Raw genomic sequence first — 16039 nt, forward strand, 5'->3', positions numbered from 1 at the left:
CAACGCCACCCTTAACCGGTTTCCCTGCCGTTTGCGGGACAGCTTAACGTCTTTAATAAGTGCTCAAAACATTATCTAGGCAAGTAATCAAATGCTAAACCTAGTAAAAAAGGTAGATTTGAAGTTACCTATAGTAACAGCCCTACAGCACGCTTAATTCGACTCTAGCCACCGTAGACCGGTCAAATATTTTACAGTCAGTTTTGATTGTTTTATTTTTTAACTAGTGATACCTTGACCATTCACGCTGGCATTAAGCTCTTAGCTAGCGCGTCATATTCTAGGTCAGAATCTCGCAGCAATACCCAACGCTGCCCTAATACAATAATAAACAGCCTTATCTGGAGTGAACGGATCGTGACAACTCAGTCCCCGATTAAACCCGGTAGCGCTCGCTGCCCGGGCCACAGTACCCGAGATATCATTGCCGCCGACAACGACGGTGCCCCTGAACATATACTCGAAGAAACCTACGAGTTTTTAGGTGACGAAGATATTCCATTTCAGCGCTACACGTCGCCGGAATTTTTCCAGCAAGAAATGGAACATGTGTGGCTTAAAGCCTGGCAATGGGCCTGCCGGGAGGACGAAATCCCAGAACCAGGTGACTACACCGTATACGATATAGGCGACAAATCTGTACTCATAGTACGCAACAATGAAGGCACCATAAAAGCTTACGCCAATGCCTGTCTACACCGCGGCACCCAGCTAAAGCCCGCCGGCAGTTCTGGTTGCTCACCGAACTTGCGCTGTCCGTTCCACGGTTTCACTTGGAATCTGGATGGGGCGCTAGAAGATGTGCCTTGCGATTGGGATTTCCCACACGTTAAATATCGAGATTTCAATCTCCCCCAACTCAAAGTGGAATCCTGGGGAGGCTTTGTTTTTATTAACTTCGATATAAACGCGGTGCCTTTACACGAATATATGGGCGTATTGCCAGAGCACTTTAGCAACTGGAAGCTAGAAAACAAATTCACCGCCATGCATATCCGCAAGAAGCTACCAGCCAACTGGAAAGCTTGCCTAGAGGCCTTTTTAGAGTCCTACCACGTATTAGAGACCCACCCACAAGGGGTGGCCACGGTGGGCGATGCCAACAGTCAATACGATGTTTACGGCGACCACGTATCACGCTTTGTGCATCTGGTTGGTTTTCCCAGCCCACACCTACAAGAGCAACACACCGAACAACAAATACTGGATGCTCTACTGGCAGAAGGCGTGGTTGAGGGCGTGGGTGAAGATGGCCAGCAGAGCAATAAATTAATGGTGCCCGAGGGCGGTAAGGCGCGAGAAGTATTCTCTGAGCATTTAAAATCCATGCTGGGTGAGGCCTATCAACGAGATTTTTCGCACTTGTCTATCACCGAAACCATTGACGCTATCGAATACAGTATGTTTCCCAACACCTGTATTTTCCCATCGCTGTTGTTCCCGATGATTTATCGCTTCCGCCCTAACGGGGTTGATCCGGATACCACGATTTTTGATTTACTCTATTTACAACCGGTACCCGAAAATGGCGAGCGCCCCGACCCGCCGGAACCCATCGAATTAGACTACCACCAATCGTTCCACGATGTGCCGGGCTTTGACCCAGGGCTGGCGACCATTTACGACCAGGACACCGGGAACTTAATAGCGCAACAACGCGGATTTAAAGCCAGCCTTAAGCCCGGCCAAACCCTGGGCAATTACCAAGAGGTTCGCATACGCCAATTCCATCAAACCATCGATAAATACATTGCTAATAATAAACGAGGTTAAATCATGATTCGCGGAGTTCACCACGTGGCGATATCCACGCCATCATTGGATAGGTTGTCTGAGTTTTACCAAAATGCCATTGGCTTTGAGTTAGTAGCACAAACCTCCTGGCCCGTAGGTATCCAGGCCATAAATCAGGTTTTGGGATTAAAGGATTCCAGCGCTCGCCAGGCCATGTTAAAGCTGGGCAATATTTGCCTAGAATTATTTGAATTTGAAACGCCCACACCGGAACCCATGGACCCAAACCGGCCGGTGGCTAACCACGGCCACACCCATTTGTGCTTGGATGTAACCAATATAGAGCAAGTTTATGAAGATTTGGTCAAACACGGTGTCACCTTCCACACGCCACCACAAGACTTCGGCACGGTAAAAGCCACCTACGGCAGAGACCCAGACGGCAACGTGTTTGAAATTCAGGAGTTACTCACCTCCGACGACCCCAGCAAAATTTTTAATAATTAACCTCATTGATTTTACGAGGCCCAATAATAACTAACGCAGGAATAACAACCGCAGGAGCCTAACATGTCACAAACCGCAAAAGCGTATACGCTCGCCCCTGACCTAGACAAACCTGAAAAACAACCGGAGCCTACCCTAAGAGGCGACGGCGTTACCGCAGACCGCTACATCGATGCCGATTACGCCAAACAAGAATGGCGTAAGGTTTGGATGCGCACCTGGAACCTAGCCGGCATGGCATACCATGTTAAAGAGCCGGGTGAATACATCACCGTAGATTTGGGCCACGAGTCCATTATTGTGGTGTGTGGCGACGACAACGAAGTGCGAGCCTTTTACAACTCTTGCCCCCATCGCGGCACACGCATTACCAGTGCTGAGGAAGGCTTTGCACAAAAGTTCTCCTGCCCATATCACGGTTGGGAATTCGATAAAATGGGCGTCACATCCTACGTGCCAAACGAAGAGGACTACCCCCAAGGCGGCCCCTGCGGTAAAAAGCGGTTAAAACAAATACAATGCCGTATTTTATTCGGTATGGTTTGGATTAACATGGATGAAAGCGCCGAGTCTTTGGAATCGTTTTTAGGTGAAGAAATCGTCACCGAGTTAGATTCGTACCACATTGAAGACATGATTCGAGTCCTCAACATCACCGCAGACAGCCCCTGCAATTGGAAAATTATCACCGATAATTTTAACGAGGCCTACCACGTACAGGTACTACACCCGGGCCTTATTCCCTATATTGAAGCCAACTACAAAGCCTGCCAGTTCGACTTAATGGACACCGGGCATAACCGCGGCTGGTTCCCCTCACATAACCCGTCGATTTTGCACACCGAAGAGCATATTGGCGAACACTTGGCGGCGATTATGCGTCAGTGGGACCTTAACCCAGATGACTTTAAAGCCAACGAGAACCGCCCCCTTATTCGCAAGGCGATTCAAAGCTCCAAGCGCGAACTGGGTCAATCCAAGGGTTACAACCACTATCAAGAATACGCCGATTATCAATTTACCGACTATGTAATCTATAACATATTCCCCAACACCGTAATTACCGTAGGCCCCGATGGCGCGCAATTGTTACGTCCAAGGCCTCACCCCTCCGGCGACCCACAGCGCTGCCTGTTTGATCACTGGTGGATGGTGCACAAAATTGAAGGTCAAACAGAAACTCCCTCCCCCGCCGGCGGCCCAGATCTACCGGTAGAAGACGCTGAACATGAGGTGGTGATGTACGGTGAAAAGAGCCTGGGCACCACCGCAGATGAAGACTTGAGTATCGCTAAGATGCAACAGGAAGGTTTGTCCTCGGCAGGTTTCCAGCAATTTTATATGCCTCACCAAGAGCGACGCGTTCAACACTTCCATGAGGTATTGAACGACTATATGGCGAAAGAGTAGTCTCTTAATAGTATTCCTTACCAAGCGAGTGTGCTGCATTGGTGTTTATAGGGTATCCATTGGGTACCCTTTTTTTATGCCCCTAAAAACACATAAAAAGAAAATAGATAAAAATGAACACGTAAAAAACATTACATAGAAACAAAAACCATAAAAAAACCCAAGCAGTCTGCAGCCTATGGTTGCATTCTGGCTTGGGTAATATGCGGTGATCTGTAGCGTTTTCAGTATCGCCTTAAACCAATTTTTCCGCCACTGGCTTAATCGATAGGCTATTTTTTAAGGTATTTAATCGACGGAATATCGAACAAGTTATTTTTTTGCTATGTAAACTTACTTCTCAACCACTTCACCGGAGATTTTTTCTAGCGTCATATCGTAAATCTGCCAGCCAACACCTGGGGTGTACTGCATTTTATCGTGGTAAACGCCAATAAATATATCCAGCTTTTCGCCCGGCGCATCGTGCCAGGCTTGTAGGTAGCTGCTCATAGAGGCTTGCCCGCCCTGCCCTTTTTTATCCGGTAATTGCTCTATGGTGACCAGTTGAGTACCGATCAAATGTTGGGTATTGGCAAATACTTTCAATGCTCCTGCGGCCACATCCACCCATGCATCTGGACCCTGGGCTTCAAAGCCCACTTCACCGCCATCCACGGTGCGAATTTTTGCATCCGGTGTAAACACTCGCTGATATAGCGCGCGGCCCTGGGCAATTCCCTCGGGTGTATTCAGCCCAATCAAATCCGTAGCTCTGGCGTATTGCCGACGTAAGTATTCGATTTTCTGTGTGGCAACGGTCTCAGCCATTTTCTGTTTCAACGATGAGTTGTGCGCAGACGCAGCCTGGCTTGGCACGGCGATAATGGGTGCGGTAAAAGAAAGAAAAGCCAATAACACCAGTGATCGCCGGCGTTTGGTCAATGAGAAGAACATGATAAATTCCTTATTATTTTTTTGACTTATATTGGACAGCTTGATAATAAACCGCCCGTGGAATACGGGCTGTTTATTAAGGTAGAGATCATTAATACGCTTGAGATTGCCCGCCGTCGATGGGAATAATAGCGCCGTTAATAAATTCGGCTTCCTGTGATAAAAGGTAGGCTACCAGTGATGCTACCTCCCTCGGCTCGCCAAAACGACGCATGGGGTTAACGCTAACAAACTGTTTACCGGCTTCTTCCCAACCATCCTCACCGCCGATTTGAATTAGCGAGCCTTTTACCATCGCCGTCATAATCGCACCGGGCGCAATCGCGTTGATGCTCACACCAAACTGGCCGTACTCTATGGCGGCGTCTTTTGTCATACCGGCTACGGCGTGCTTGCTGGCACCATAACCCACTTGGTTAGGCACCGCTCTAATACCACCCACAGAGGCGGCATTGACGATAGCGCCGGACCCCTGGCTTTTCATGTGCGGCAAGACGTGTTTTAAACTGTAAAAAACGCCTTTTAGGTTAATGTCGATAACCCGGTCGAATTCTTCAGAGCCGTATTCTGCCAGGGGCGCTTGCTTACCCTCCACGCCAGCGTTGTTGTAAAGGCCGTCTATACGGGAGTACTCGGCCACGGTATCGGCAACGTAGGCCTCCACCTCTTGTTCGTTGGCCACATTTGCGGTCAGTAATAATACGGCAGCCTGTGGAGCGGCATCCAATATCGCCGCTTTGGTGGTTTCTAACGCTTGCCTATTTACATCGACTAACGACAAGCTAGCGCCTTCTTCAGCCAATCGTACAGCCACTGCTTGGCCCAGGCCGGAGCCCGCGCCGGTTACAATAATGGCTTTATTGGCAAAACGAGCATTCATATTACACCTCTTTCTCAATAAACAAATAGCCGGTGTCCAAGGCGGCAAATCTCAACCACAATAAAAGACACCACTGTCTTTTTTAAGACAAACGATACACCAATAAATTCGATTTTCTGAGCCACTTAATTTAGCGACGCACACAAAGGGTTTGCAAAGGCCTTGCAGGCTGCCCTTCTTTCCTGCCCGTCTTTCCTGCCCACCTTGCCCGTGCGCTTAATTAATACCCAGGCCGCCATCCACCGTATAACCACAACCGGTGATAAAGCTGGCTTCGTCGGAGGCTAAAAATGTGGCCATGGCACCTATCTCGGTTGGCTCACCAATACGGCCGATGGGGTGCATTTTTTTGTAGCCGTCCATAAGCTCTTCACCGTTTTCTACTTGGCTGACGACCTTTTCTAACATAGCCGTTTTAATGACACCGGGGTTAATGTAATTGGCTCGCACATTGTAGCCCTGCTGCGCGCAGTGCAGTGCAATAGATTGCGTCATTAGCGCAACACCGGCCTTGGCGGTGTTGTAGGCGACCAATTCGGCTTTCGGTTTAAAAGATGAAACAGAAGCGATATTAATAATAGAGCCACCGCGCTGTTTCATCAGGGGCAGCATGGTTTTGCAGCCTAAAAACGGGCCTTTCACATCCACGTCCAAGGTGCGGTCAAAGGCTTCAATACTAATGTCCTCAATACTGCCCATCAATGTGATACCAGCATTATTAACCAATATATCCAAGTGGCCATGGCGATGTTCTATCAACGCCTGCAACCGCTGCAAATCCTCCAAAAGACACACATCGTGGGGCTCAAAATGGACGTCCGCTTGGCTGGGAGCCTCCTCGATATTTATGTCGGTGGCGATGACCGTAGCGCCTTCCTGCGCAAAGCGCTGGGCAATGGCCCACCCCAAACCCGAGGCAGCACCGGTTACCAGTGCCACCTTGTTCTTCAGTTTCGCCATATTTGTTAGGCTCCGCCCATCATCTCTTGCTCTGTGGGTGTGCGGCGTAGGGATTGGCCACCGGATAAATCAATCACCTGGCCGGTAATAAAGGCTTCGTCGGAGGCCAACCAAAGCGCGGCGTTGGCGATGTCATCCACGGTGCCCAAGCGCCCTAACGGTGTTTCGTTGATAAAGGCCTGGGGTATGGATGGGTATTCAAAGTAGCCCTCGGTCATAGCAGAGCGGGTAAATCCGGGCGCAATCGCGTTTACCCGAATGCCCCGTGCACCGTATTCAACGGCGGCAATCCTCACCACCTGATCCACGGCTTTTTTACTGGCCGCATAAGCTGACAAACCGGGAGGGGCCAAGAGCGCAGTCAGCGTGGACGCAGTGATCATAGCGCCGCCCTCGCTTAAGCATTTGCCCATGTGCTTAAAAAACAGCGTTGAGCCGATAAAATGCACGTTGCAGGCTTGCTGTAAAATTTCTGCGGTAACCTCATCGATACTAGAGGATGAGTTTACGCCGCTGTAATTGATGGCGATGTCCAATTTACCGTAGATTTCCACCGCGCTTTGGGCCAAGTTTTGCAGATCGGTTTCGGACGTAATATCACAGGCCACGGCGATACCACCAACGCTGTCAGCAATGGGCTGAAGTTTATCCAAGCGGCGCGCGGCCAATACCAATTTGGCGCCTTCTTGGGCAAATCGTTTGGCAGTAGCCGCCCCCATGCTGCCTTCTTCCGAGGCACCCAATATCACTACGACTTTATCTTGTAAACGGGCCATTTTTTCTTCCTAGTTTAATTCTGATTGCACCAAACAGCAGGTTTTAAACCGCAGTACGAGACTTGCGGACCTTGCGATCCTTTACTGGGCCACCATGCCGCCATCCACGGTTAACTCTGTACCCGTTACATAGCTGGATTCGTCGCAGGCTAAAAACAGCGCACAATTAGCCACTTCTTCTGGTTGCCCCATGCGCCCCATGGGCACGGATTCGTTGATAATTTCGTATTGTTCTGGGTTATCTCGAATGGCATCTTGCTGGATGTTGGTCCAAATCACCCCGGGGTGAATGGAATTGCAGCGAATATTTTCGCGAGCATTTTCCAAGGCAACGGTTTTGCTTAACATGCGCACGCCGGCTTTACTGGCTCCGTAGGCGCCGGTACCAGGGATACCCACCAAACCGGCCACCGAAGATAGATTTACTATGCTTCCGCCGCCGGTTTTCTTCATACTGCCAACGCCGTATTTACTGCCCAAAAATACACTGGTCATATTGACACTCATTTGCCGGTCGTATTCGGCCATCGTCATATCGTGCACGGTTCGTAAAACGGCGATGCCAGCATTGTTTACCAGTACATCCAAGCGGCCAAATTGGGTTTCAATACGCTCTATAGTGTTGAGCCAATCCTGCTCTGAGGTAACGTCTTGATGCCAAAAAGCAACCTCTACCCCCAGCGCCTTAATGTCCTCGGCGGCCGCCTTTAAGCCTTCTTCGTTGATATCTGTAATGATTAGCTTGGCGTCCTCTTGGGCAAACCTAAGCGCTATAGCACGGCCTAGGCCGGGATTCGAGGCCGCACCGGTAACCAATGCGACTTTATCTTGGAGACGAGACATACATTACCTTTTTCAGTTTTTGTTATTTGTTTGGTTAGGAAATCGAATACTGTTTTCTACGCGGGTAAACTAGGCCCCCTGGCCAGACGGATAGGGCTTGGCCAATACACCACCATCCACGTACATTTGGTGGCCCGTCATAAAGCTGGATTCATCGCTGGCCAAAAACAATACGGAATTCGCCACTTCCTCTACGGTTGCTATGCGATTAAGCGGCTGCATACCTGCGTAGATTTTTTCCAGGGCCTTTGGGTCCGGTGCGCTTTCTAAGTATTGCTGTAAAAGCGGCGTGTAGGTGGCCGCCGGGTGAACCGAATTACAGCGGATATCGTAGCCCATCTCGCCACAATGTAAGGCTACCGTTTTAGTGAGTGCATCCTGGGCTGCCTTAGCGGCACCGTAACAGGTAAATAACGGGCCCGGTCGAATACTCTCCACCGAAGAGATATTGACGATGCTACCAGCGTGGTTTTTCTTCATACTGGCGATGGCCGCTCGGCAGCCGAGGAAAGCTCCTTCGCCGTGGACTTTCATGTGCTCTCGCCAATCGTCTAGGCTCGCATCTTCGATACTGGCAGGGCGAGAAATACCGGCGCTCTGTACCAATATATCCAGCGGGCCAAACACTTCCTCGGTGGCTTGCATGGCGCGTTGCCAAGCACTGGCTTCGGTAACATCCAAGTAAATATATTGGCATTGCTCGCCTAGCGAATCCGCCAATGCATTGCCTGCATCGGCGTTGTTATCGGCGATGACGACTTTGGCGCCTTCATTAATAAACAAACTCACGATACCGGCCCCAATGCCGTTGGCACCGCCAGTAACCATGGCTACCTTGTTGCTTAACCTGTTCATATCCCCTCCGTTATTATTGTATTGAGATCGCGCTATTGCGCCGTCCAACCCCCATCTACGGGTAAAATGGTACCGGTGTTAAACGAGGCCGCATCGGATGCTAAAAACATTACCGCACTGGCGATTTCCTCGGGTTCTCCCAAGCGTTTCATGGCGTGCACATTAGCCAGCTCTTTAAGCATTTCTGGTGATACGGTGTTTACCACTAAAGGCGTTGCAACATTGCCAGGGCAAACCGCATTAATGCGAATGCCAGACTCAGCGTATTCCACAGCCGCCGTGCGTGTTAAACCGGCAACGGCAAACTTGCTGGCAACATAAAAAGAACCTCCGGCAAAAACCCGGGTAGACAGCGCAGAGGCCATATTCACAATGGCACCCCCACCTTGTTTTTCCATTTGCTGTAGTTCAGCCCGCATGCAGAGCCATACACCTTTCAGATTAACCGCCATTACGCGATCGAAATCTTCTTCTTGGGTTTTCGCCACCGGATTAAGCGGTGACGAAATGCCTGCGTTATTCACGGCAATATCCAGTCGTCCCCATTGCTCCACTACGCTGGTGACCATTTCGTCCACTTGATTGGCTTGGCTCACATTACACACCAAGCCGATAACCTCGCCGTTAAGTTGTTGCAGGGTATCTACCGCTTTATCGATGGCCTCCTGGGATAAATCCGCTATCGCTACTTTTGCGCCCTGACTACAAAAGGCCTGGGCGCACGCCAAGCCTAGGCCAGAAGCACCACCGGTAATTAACACCACTTTATTGGAAAAATCGAAAGACATTACGCCCCCTAGTTATCGTTATAATTTGTTCAACCAATCACATAGCATGACCGATATTTTACCGCCGCAGAAAACAGCGGTTCTACATTCTCAGACGTTGGCTAGGTAGCGTTGCCGCCGTCAACCATATACACAGAGCCGGTACAATAACTGCTCTCATCAGAGGCTAAAAACAGCATCAGGTTGGCCACTTCGTCTACCTTACCGTAACGCCCCATGGGGGTTATTGCCTCTAATTGATTACGGAAATCGTTGGCGCTGCCGGGCACCAGCCCCTCAGCTATGGAGTCCATCATGCGTGTTTCGATGGGGCCGGGGTTCACGGTATTCACTCGGATATTGTATTTAGTGCACTCCAGGGCCGCGCAGCGCATCATGCCAATAACCGCGTGTTTACTGGTGTTATAGGGCACCATGCCCGCTGCGCCTTTAACACCAGCACCAGAGGACGTAATCACAATACTGCCGCCACCGGCGTCTTTCATGGCCGGGATAACATAGCGCAGCCCCAACCAAACGCCCTTAACGTTAACATCCAAAACTTTCATGAGGTTATCAACGTCGGAATCGATGATCTCGCCCATTTTTCCTTCAATACCGGCATTAGCCACAAAAACGTTGATGCCGCCGAAGGTTTCGACGGTGCTACTGGCCAACGACTTCACCTGCTGTTCATCGCTCACATCCACGGCCATATAAGCGACCTTATCGGTGGCCAGCTCTTTAGCCACTGCGGCAAGGCGCTCTTCGTCCATATCCGCCATCATCACATTAGCGCCTTCTTGTAAAAAACGCTTCACTGCCGCTAGGCCAATGCCTCCGGCAGCACCGGTGATCAGGGCCGTTTTGTTTTCGAGTCTCACAGGGATCTCCTTCCTATTTTTTCTTTTAATAACCCGTTAAGCCGGCACTTCGCCTGCAGCCACCATAGCTTGGTGCATTTCGGCACCGCGTGGATTACGGCGTAAACATAGACCACCATTTACCTGTAAGTTTTCACCGGTCATAAAACATTCGTCACTGGCGAGATAAACCGCCGCCGCTGCAATATCCTCGCTGGTGCCAATGCGCTCCAGCGGGTAGCACTTGCGGAACTCCTCTACCAAAGCCTTACTTTGCATGGCATCGGATGTCATAGGCGTGTGGGTTAACCCCGGAGAAATACTGTTGGCGCGAATACCCTGGTGACCAAACTCATTGGCAACGGTGCGTATTACGTGGTCGGTACCGGCTTTGGTGCCCATATAAGCTGCGTGGTTATCTAACATAATTTTGGCGGTCGCCGAAGATATTTGAATGATTGAACCACCGGTAGACTGCATTGCTGTAACCACCTTCTGCAGCCACATAAAGGGACCTTTAAACTGCAAGCCAATGATTTTGTCGAGGTCTTCTTCTGTATTTTCCGTTAGGGGTACAAGTAGGCCCCATCCGGTACAATTCAATGCAATGTCCAATTTGCCATGGCGATCGAGGATGGTGTCCACCATGGTATTGATGGAGCTCTTTTGGCTGATATCACAAAGAACGTAGTCACCTTGAATTTCGTCAGCCAAGGCTTGTAGCTCTTGTTCATTGCGACCGGAAACAACAACCTTGGCACCTTCTGCGGCGAAACGGCGGGCAATAACCTGCCCCATGTTATCTTTACCCGCAGCACCGATGATGGATGCCACTTTACCTTGTAAGCGACCTTGAGACAGACTCATGATAGATAGACCTCGATTTGATTATAATTATTTAACGGGTTTTACTGTTATTGTGGTGCAGGCTTAATAATGACATCAGTAACAAAGTCTCCAACATCAATAACGCTAAGCAGCACACTGATTTTGTCTGAGCGGTATCATCTAGGTGATTTCGCTCGGATTAAAAGTCATCGATGTAACAGTCATTCGACGGCTTAGAGCTAAGATCAGAACCAACATTAGAACCAACATTAGAAACAACAATAAAGACACAAAACAATCTCTCTTGTCTTTTTAATGTTGCCGTAAAAAAAAACGAATAGCAACACTAAAAGCCACAACACGGCGCAGGGTAAAAAAGCCTATTGTTAACAATAGGTATGAGTGCTCCGCGTATCATTTCATAGAGTTATATAAGAGGTTAACAATGACCAAAACTCAGCACATCACCGCCCGGCATGTGGTAATAAAAAGCCGGCCCGACAGCGCCTTAATGCCCGAGCATTTTGAAATTACAGAAACACAGCTGCCAGCGTTAAAACCTGGCGAGTTCCTAATATGCAATCACATTCTTTCTTTGGATGCCGGGTTTCGCCAGTGGATGAACGCCGGCGCATCTGACAATTACCTCTCAGAGATGCCCTTGGGCGAAGCCGTGCAAAGTATCATACTAGGCCAGGTGGTGGACTCCTTAAACGAAGATTATCCCACGGGGGTTTACGTGGTTGGGCGTACCGCTTGGCAAGACTACAGCATCGCCGATGGTAGCGATTTAATGTCCATCATCGATATTGATAACGGCGTATCACCGGAACAGTATTTGAGCGCCCTGGGCCCATCCGGCATGACGGCATACTTTGGTTTAACCGGCATTGGCCAACCCACAGCCTGCGATACCATTGTGGTCAGTGCAGCAGCCGGCGGCGTGGGTAGCTTGGTAGGGCAAATGGCCAAAATCTTAGGATGTAAAACCATAGGCCTAACCAGCTCCGATGAAAAATGCCAATGGTTAACCACCGAGCTCGGCTACGACATTGCCATTAATTACCGATCCGCAACGCCTTTACTGGAGCAAATTCAACAAGCCGCCCCGGACGGGGTAGATATCTATTTTGATAACGTCGGCGGCGAAATGCTGGATACCATCATGCAGCATTTAGCACTCAACGCCCGCTTGGTTTTATGTGGTGCCATTTCTCAATACGACGCTGACAAAGACACGGGTATTTACAACCTATGGCAACTGGTGACCAAACGCGCCCGCGCCGAAGGCTTTATGTTCTCAGACTATGTGGACCAATACCCTCAGGCCAGCCAGCAATTGGCACAGTGGATCAACGATGGGCTGCTTAAAGCGCCGCTAAATTTAAGCTACGGATTGGAAGCCACAGCACAGAGTTTTTGCGATATGTTAGAAGGCAAAAATACCGGCAAAAGCCTTGTGATACTAAAAACCCCGCAATAGCGGGGCTTTTAGATTCACAATGATCATTCTAGAAACAAGAACTTATCAGCCCCATGCTGCAGGCTTTCGCCACGGCATGGGTGCGGTTGCTGGCATTTAACTTACTGATTGCGTTACGCAAATGGAAACGAGAAGTGGCCTGCGAGCGCCCTAAAATCATACCGATTTCTTCTTCGGTTTTGCCACGGCTGGCCCATGTTAAGCACTCCAACTCACGGGCCGTCAGATTCACTTTATCGCTGGGCTTCTCAGGCTGAATATGATCGTAACGCTCATCAAACCACTGTACGTAGTAATGGGCCGCTAAAAATAAAAGATCCCGATGATCGCTATACAGCTGCTGGGCTTGATCTTTAGAGCGCGATATCCAGGTTACGTAAGCCGCCCTGCCCTGGGGGCGATGCACAGGCACGGTAACGCCTGCGCCGGAGTAGGAACTGTAATGGCGTAGCGCGTTTTTTTGCTCCTCGCGTAATGCGCCCACATCCCAGGCCTCAGAGCCGCCCACATCCCAATAAAACGGGGCCATGGTGCGCTTACAGGCCTGGGTGACCGGGCAGTCTTCCGCCAACCGTCGATTTTCCCACTCGGTTAAAATATCTGGCGACCAGCCCATACTGCGAGCTAAATACTGGCCCTTTTCATCCACCGGCAAATGGTGGTTACTGATATCAGCATTAAAAGCCACCTCGTCCCAGCCGATATACTGCGCCATTTGTACGAGACACTGGCCGCTTGCTGCCAGGTTTTGGTTTACTAACGCGTGCTTGAAATCGTCTAACATTGCTTGTGCCATCACAGTCACCTTTTATTATTATCAATGTCAGGGTAATCCCTGTACTGGTACTACTTGCTCATACTTCTACTACATCTTGCGTGAGTTCTTCTTTTTTGCTGCTTAAATTAGCTAAGGCGTACATCGCCTCTATGTTATCCGCTAGAGCGGACAACACCTGGTCGATCCGTTTTTGATCGATCACCTGTAACGGGCTACTCACCATGCCTAGTAAGGGTAAATGCACTAGATCGTGGGCAGTCTCGAGTAATTGGCTGTCTTGCCACTGGGGAAAGAGCACCCGAATCAACGATAAAAAATGCCGCTCGAATTCATCCACCAACGGCTGCAAGATCGCCTGAAGATCTTTGTCGGTTCTCGACGCAGTGACCACCTCCATAAAGGCAATGGACGCAGGTAGATTGACATATTGCCATGTCCGCTCGATACATCGCTCAATAGCCGCCCGGGTCATTCCACCCGACACATCACCGATATTGGACATTAAACGGCGATATTCAGCCAACCTAATTTGATGAATGTGCTCTATGGTTGACTCCAACACAGAGGCTCGCGACGGAAAATGATGCATCATCGCCCCCCTGGACACATCCGCATACTGAGCAATCATTGCCGTGGTTGTTCGGCAGTAGCCAAAGTCAATAAAACAGCGAATGGCAGAGTCCAAAATCAATTTTCGAGTCTGTTCACTTTTTATGGCTTGTTTACTGATGGTCATCACCCTTCAGGTATAGGATCCGTAAAGGGGTGGCTCACCACCCCACGATCAATTAACCTAACCGCACCGAGTGTCCAGCATCAATGGTAAACACTGAGCCACTCATATAGCTGGACGCATCACTGGCCAACAGCAGTATTTGCCCGTCTAACTCGCTCAATACACCCAAACGGCCCAAAGGCAAACTGGCCACATCTTTTTTACCCGCTTCGGTCTCGTAGTAATCCGCCGTCATATCGGTGAATAAATACCCCGGCGCAATAGCATTAACTCGAATATTATGACTTGCCAGCTCCTGGGCCATGATCTTAGTCAGTTGGTTCACACCGGCCTTAGACGCACCGTAATGGGTTAAACCAGGAAAACTGCGGTCACCAATGATGGACGAGATATTGATAATACTGCCTTCAACACCCGCCGCTACCATGCGCTGTGCAGCTTCTTGGCCAACCTGCCAAACGCCGTTTAAATTCACATCAATGACATTCTGCCAAACCGATTCTTGCATTTCCAAAAACGGCTGACCACCGGTAGCGCCCGCGTTACAGACTACGACACTGGGTACCCCGAAGGCCTCAGCGGCGGCGTCAAATGCGGCCTTTACCGTGCCGCGGTCGGTTACATCCATGGCCACGGCAATGGCTTTGCCGCCCTCACTTTCAATTCGCTCCACTAATGTGTTGAGCCGATCTAAACGTCTTGCGCCGCAAATCACGGATGCGCCCGCTTTGGCAAACATTTCAGCGAGATGTTCGCCCACACCACTGGACGCGCCGCTAATTAAAATAACTTTTCCATCTACGGAAACCATTATTGTTCTCTCTTATTGTCGGTTGGATGGAGCGCTGCTATAAGCAGCGCATGTGCATTAATACTGAATGCGTTTAGTGAAGCTGCCATCGATAACAATATTCGCACCAGTGGTAAAACCAGCAATAGGACTCAGTAGTAACAGCACTTGGCTAGATACTTCTTCAGCTTTGCCTAACCGCCCAAATGGAATAGCCGCCTTGGTAGACTCATAAACCTCAGGCATAGCTTGTTTGATCTGATCCCAAGCGCCGTCTTTAATGAAAATAGGACCAGGGCTGACGGAATTAACACGGATACCTTGCGGCGCAAGCTGGTTTGCTAGGTTACCCATGTAATTAAGCATGGCCGCCTTCATAGCGCCAAAAGGAACGGGGCCTGCAAAAGCCTCCAGCGCAGCGGTGGATGACAAGGCCACGATGGAACCACTGCTGGATTTTTCCAAATAGGGCAAGACCGCGTTAACCGACTTCCACGTTGCCAATACATCGGTTTCAAAATTACGGCGCCAACCCGATTCTTCGACATCAGCCCCGCCAGCGCTGGCATTGGAAACAAAGCCATCGATTCCACCCAACGTTTCTGCGCAGCTTGCCACCCATTTTTCCAAAGATTCTGAGTCGGTGATATCAACTACCTCACCGTGTGCTTTCACCCCTAATGCCTGCATTTTTTCAACCGTTGCCTTTACCTCATCAGCATTGCGCGCGCAAATACCGACGTTACAACCTTCGTTGGCTAAAGCAGTAATAATATTTAAACCAATCCCCTTGGTAGAGCCAGTTACCAGTACGGACTTACCTTTAAGTTGAAGATCCATTGCCGCTCCTAATCATGTTTTTTGTTATGAATTATGTTGGTAAGTCACTACCA

General features: G+C 49.7%; 17 protein-coding genes. 4 read left to right on the plus strand and 13 right to left on the minus strand.

Annotated elements, in window-relative coordinates:
• The first annotated feature begins 357 nt into the window (after positions 1–357).
• The 3 genes from ACGHM3_RS17655 (at position 358) to ACGHM3_RS17665 (ending at position 3651) form a co-directional block, all read left to right on the plus strand.
• Positions 358–1773 (plus strand): aromatic ring-hydroxylating dioxygenase subunit alpha, encoded by a 1416-nt coding sequence (locus ACGHM3_RS17655; protein ID WP_345425845.1) that lies wholly within the window; start codon positions 358–360, stop codon positions 1771–1773.
• 3 nt (positions 1774–1776) lie between these two features.
• Complete coding sequence (locus tag ACGHM3_RS17660; RefSeq protein WP_345425848.1) at positions 1777–2241, plus strand: VOC family protein; 465 nt, start codon at positions 1777–1779, stop codon at positions 2239–2241.
• A gap of 63 nt (positions 2242–2304) precedes the next feature.
• Positions 2305–3651: an aromatic ring-hydroxylating dioxygenase subunit alpha gene (locus ACGHM3_RS17665; protein WP_345425851.1), complete on the plus strand. Its 1347-nt coding sequence runs from the start codon at positions 2305–2307 to the stop codon at positions 3649–3651.
• A 333-nt stretch (positions 3652–3984) separates the two neighbouring features.
• On the opposite strand, the gene ACGHM3_RS17670 is transcribed toward ACGHM3_RS17665, so the two are convergent.
• The 9 genes from ACGHM3_RS17670 to ACGHM3_RS17710 form a co-directional block, all read right to left on the minus strand.
• Positions 3985–4587 carry a nuclear transport factor 2 family protein gene (locus ACGHM3_RS17670; RefSeq protein WP_345425852.1) on the minus strand — a complete coding sequence of 201 codons (603 nt, stop codon included), beginning with the start codon at positions 4585–4587 and terminating at the stop codon, positions 3985–3987.
• Between the two features lie 91 nt (positions 4588–4678).
• Entirely contained in the window at positions 4679–5467 is a 789-nt protein-coding gene (locus ACGHM3_RS17675) for a glucose 1-dehydrogenase (protein WP_345425854.1), read from the minus strand.
• Positions 5468–5683: 216 nt separating this feature from the next.
• Complete coding sequence (locus tag ACGHM3_RS17680) at positions 5684–6427, minus strand: SDR family oxidoreductase (RefSeq protein ID WP_345425856.1); 744 nt, start codon at positions 6425–6427, stop codon at positions 5684–5686.
• Between the two features lie 5 nt (positions 6428–6432).
• The gene (locus ACGHM3_RS17685) at positions 6433–7203 is read right to left on the minus strand and encodes an SDR family oxidoreductase (RefSeq protein WP_345425859.1); all 771 of its coding nucleotides are present in this window, start codon (positions 7201–7203) and stop codon (positions 6433–6435) included.
• An 81-nt stretch (positions 7204–7284) separates the two neighbouring features.
• A complete protein-coding gene (locus ACGHM3_RS17690) occupies positions 7285–8046 on the minus strand; it encodes a glucose 1-dehydrogenase (RefSeq protein WP_345425861.1) in 762 nt (253 codons plus the stop codon).
• 69 nt (positions 8047–8115) lie between these two features.
• Entirely contained in the window at positions 8116–8901 is a 786-nt protein-coding gene (locus ACGHM3_RS17695; RefSeq protein ID WP_345425862.1) for an SDR family oxidoreductase, read from the minus strand.
• Positions 8902–8933: 32 nt separating this feature from the next.
• On the minus strand, positions 8934–9689 hold the full coding sequence (locus ACGHM3_RS17700) for a glucose 1-dehydrogenase (protein ID WP_345425865.1): 756 nt from the start codon (positions 9687–9689) through the stop codon (positions 8934–8936).
• A gap of 101 nt (positions 9690–9790) precedes the next feature.
• Complete coding sequence (locus ACGHM3_RS17705; RefSeq protein ID WP_345425868.1) at positions 9791–10552, minus strand: SDR family oxidoreductase; 762 nt, start codon at positions 10550–10552, stop codon at positions 9791–9793.
• A gap of 36 nt (positions 10553–10588) precedes the next feature.
• Positions 10589–11398: an SDR family oxidoreductase gene (locus tag ACGHM3_RS17710; protein WP_345425871.1), complete on the minus strand. Its 810-nt coding sequence runs from the start codon at positions 11396–11398 to the stop codon at positions 10589–10591.
• Between the two features lie 406 nt (positions 11399–11804).
• Between ACGHM3_RS17710 and ACGHM3_RS17715 the strand changes: the two genes are divergently transcribed.
• Positions 11805–12842, plus strand: a complete 1038-nt coding sequence (locus tag ACGHM3_RS17715; RefSeq protein WP_345425874.1) for an NADP-dependent oxidoreductase — start codon at positions 11805–11807, stop codon at positions 12840–12842.
• A 28-nt stretch (positions 12843–12870) separates the two neighbouring features.
• Here the strand turns inward: ACGHM3_RS17715 and ACGHM3_RS17720 are convergent, their stop codons facing one another.
• Genes ACGHM3_RS17720 through ACGHM3_RS17735 form a run of 4 tightly spaced genes read right to left on the minus strand, consistent with a single transcriptional unit; the run spans position 12871 to position 15986 of the window.
• On the minus strand, positions 12871–13638 hold the full coding sequence (locus tag ACGHM3_RS17720) for an autoinducer binding domain-containing protein (RefSeq protein ID WP_345425877.1): 768 nt from the start codon (positions 13636–13638) through the stop codon (positions 12871–12873).
• Positions 13639–13696: 58 nt separating this feature from the next.
• Positions 13697–14356: a TetR/AcrR family transcriptional regulator gene (locus tag ACGHM3_RS17725; protein WP_345425879.1), complete on the minus strand. Its 660-nt coding sequence runs from the start codon at positions 14354–14356 to the stop codon at positions 13697–13699.
• 52 nt (positions 14357–14408) lie between these two features.
• A complete protein-coding gene (locus tag ACGHM3_RS17730) occupies positions 14409–15167 on the minus strand; it encodes an SDR family NAD(P)-dependent oxidoreductase (protein ID WP_345425882.1) in 759 nt (252 codons plus the stop codon).
• Positions 15168–15224: 57 nt separating this feature from the next.
• Positions 15225–15986, minus strand: a complete 762-nt coding sequence (locus ACGHM3_RS17735) for an SDR family oxidoreductase (protein ID WP_345425885.1) — start codon at positions 15984–15986, stop codon at positions 15225–15227.
• Positions 15987–16039 lie beyond the last annotated feature (53 nt).

This window comes from Halioxenophilus aromaticivorans (genome assembly GCF_042850945.1).
In the GTDB taxonomy this organism is placed as follows: Bacteria; Pseudomonadota; Gammaproteobacteria; order Pseudomonadales; family Cellvibrionaceae; genus Halioxenophilus; species Halioxenophilus aromaticivorans.

What these genes read in the sequence shown, in the direction of transcription:
- ACGHM3_RS17725 (WP_345425879.1), bottom strand. Translation starts at nt 14,356, where the DNA reads ATGACCATCAGTAAACAAGCCATAAAAAGTGAACAGACTCGAAAATTG.
- ACGHM3_RS17680 (WP_345425856.1), bottom strand. Translation starts at nt 6,427, where the DNA reads ATGGCGAAACTGAAGAACAAGGTGGCACTGGTAACCGGTGCTGCCTCG.
- ACGHM3_RS17695 (WP_345425862.1), bottom strand. Translation starts at nt 8,901, where the DNA reads ATGAACAGGTTAAGCAACAAGGTAGCCATGGTTACTGGCGGTGCCAAC.
- ACGHM3_RS17675 (WP_345425854.1), bottom strand. Translation starts at nt 5,467, where the DNA reads ATGAATGCTCGTTTTGCCAATAAAGCCATTATTGTAACCGGCGCGGGC.
- ACGHM3_RS17735 (WP_345425885.1), bottom strand. Translation starts at nt 15,986, where the DNA reads ATGGATCTTCAACTTAAAGGTAAGTCCGTACTGGTAACTGGCTCTACC.
- ACGHM3_RS17685 (WP_345425859.1), bottom strand. Translation starts at nt 7,203, where the DNA reads ATGGCCCGTTTACAAGATAAAGTCGTAGTGATATTGGGTGCCTCGGAA.
- ACGHM3_RS17660 (WP_345425848.1), top strand. Translation starts at nt 1,777, where the DNA reads ATGATTCGCGGAGTTCACCACGTGGCGATATCCACGCCATCATTGGAT.
- ACGHM3_RS17690 (WP_345425861.1), bottom strand. Translation starts at nt 8,046, where the DNA reads ATGTCTCGTCTCCAAGATAAAGTCGCATTGGTTACCGGTGCGGCCTCG.
- ACGHM3_RS17665 (WP_345425851.1), top strand. Translation starts at nt 2,305, where the DNA reads ATGTCACAAACCGCAAAAGCGTATACGCTCGCCCCTGACCTAGACAAA.
- ACGHM3_RS17710 (WP_345425871.1), bottom strand. Translation starts at nt 11,398, where the DNA reads ATGAGTCTGTCTCAAGGTCGCTTACAAGGTAAAGTGGCATCCATCATC.
- ACGHM3_RS17720 (WP_345425877.1), bottom strand. Translation starts at nt 13,638, where the DNA reads ATGGCACAAGCAATGTTAGACGATTTCAAGCACGCGTTAGTAAACCAA.
- ACGHM3_RS17730 (WP_345425882.1), bottom strand. Translation starts at nt 15,167, where the DNA reads ATGGTTTCCGTAGATGGAAAAGTTATTTTAATTAGCGGCGCGTCCAGT.
- ACGHM3_RS17670 (WP_345425852.1), bottom strand. Translation starts at nt 4,587, where the DNA reads ATGTTCTTCTCATTGACCAAACGCCGGCGATCACTGGTGTTATTGGCT.
- ACGHM3_RS17700 (WP_345425865.1), bottom strand. Translation starts at nt 9,689, where the DNA reads ATGTCTTTCGATTTTTCCAATAAAGTGGTGTTAATTACCGGTGGTGCT.
- ACGHM3_RS17715 (WP_345425874.1), top strand. Translation starts at nt 11,805, where the DNA reads ATGACCAAAACTCAGCACATCACCGCCCGGCATGTGGTAATAAAAAGC.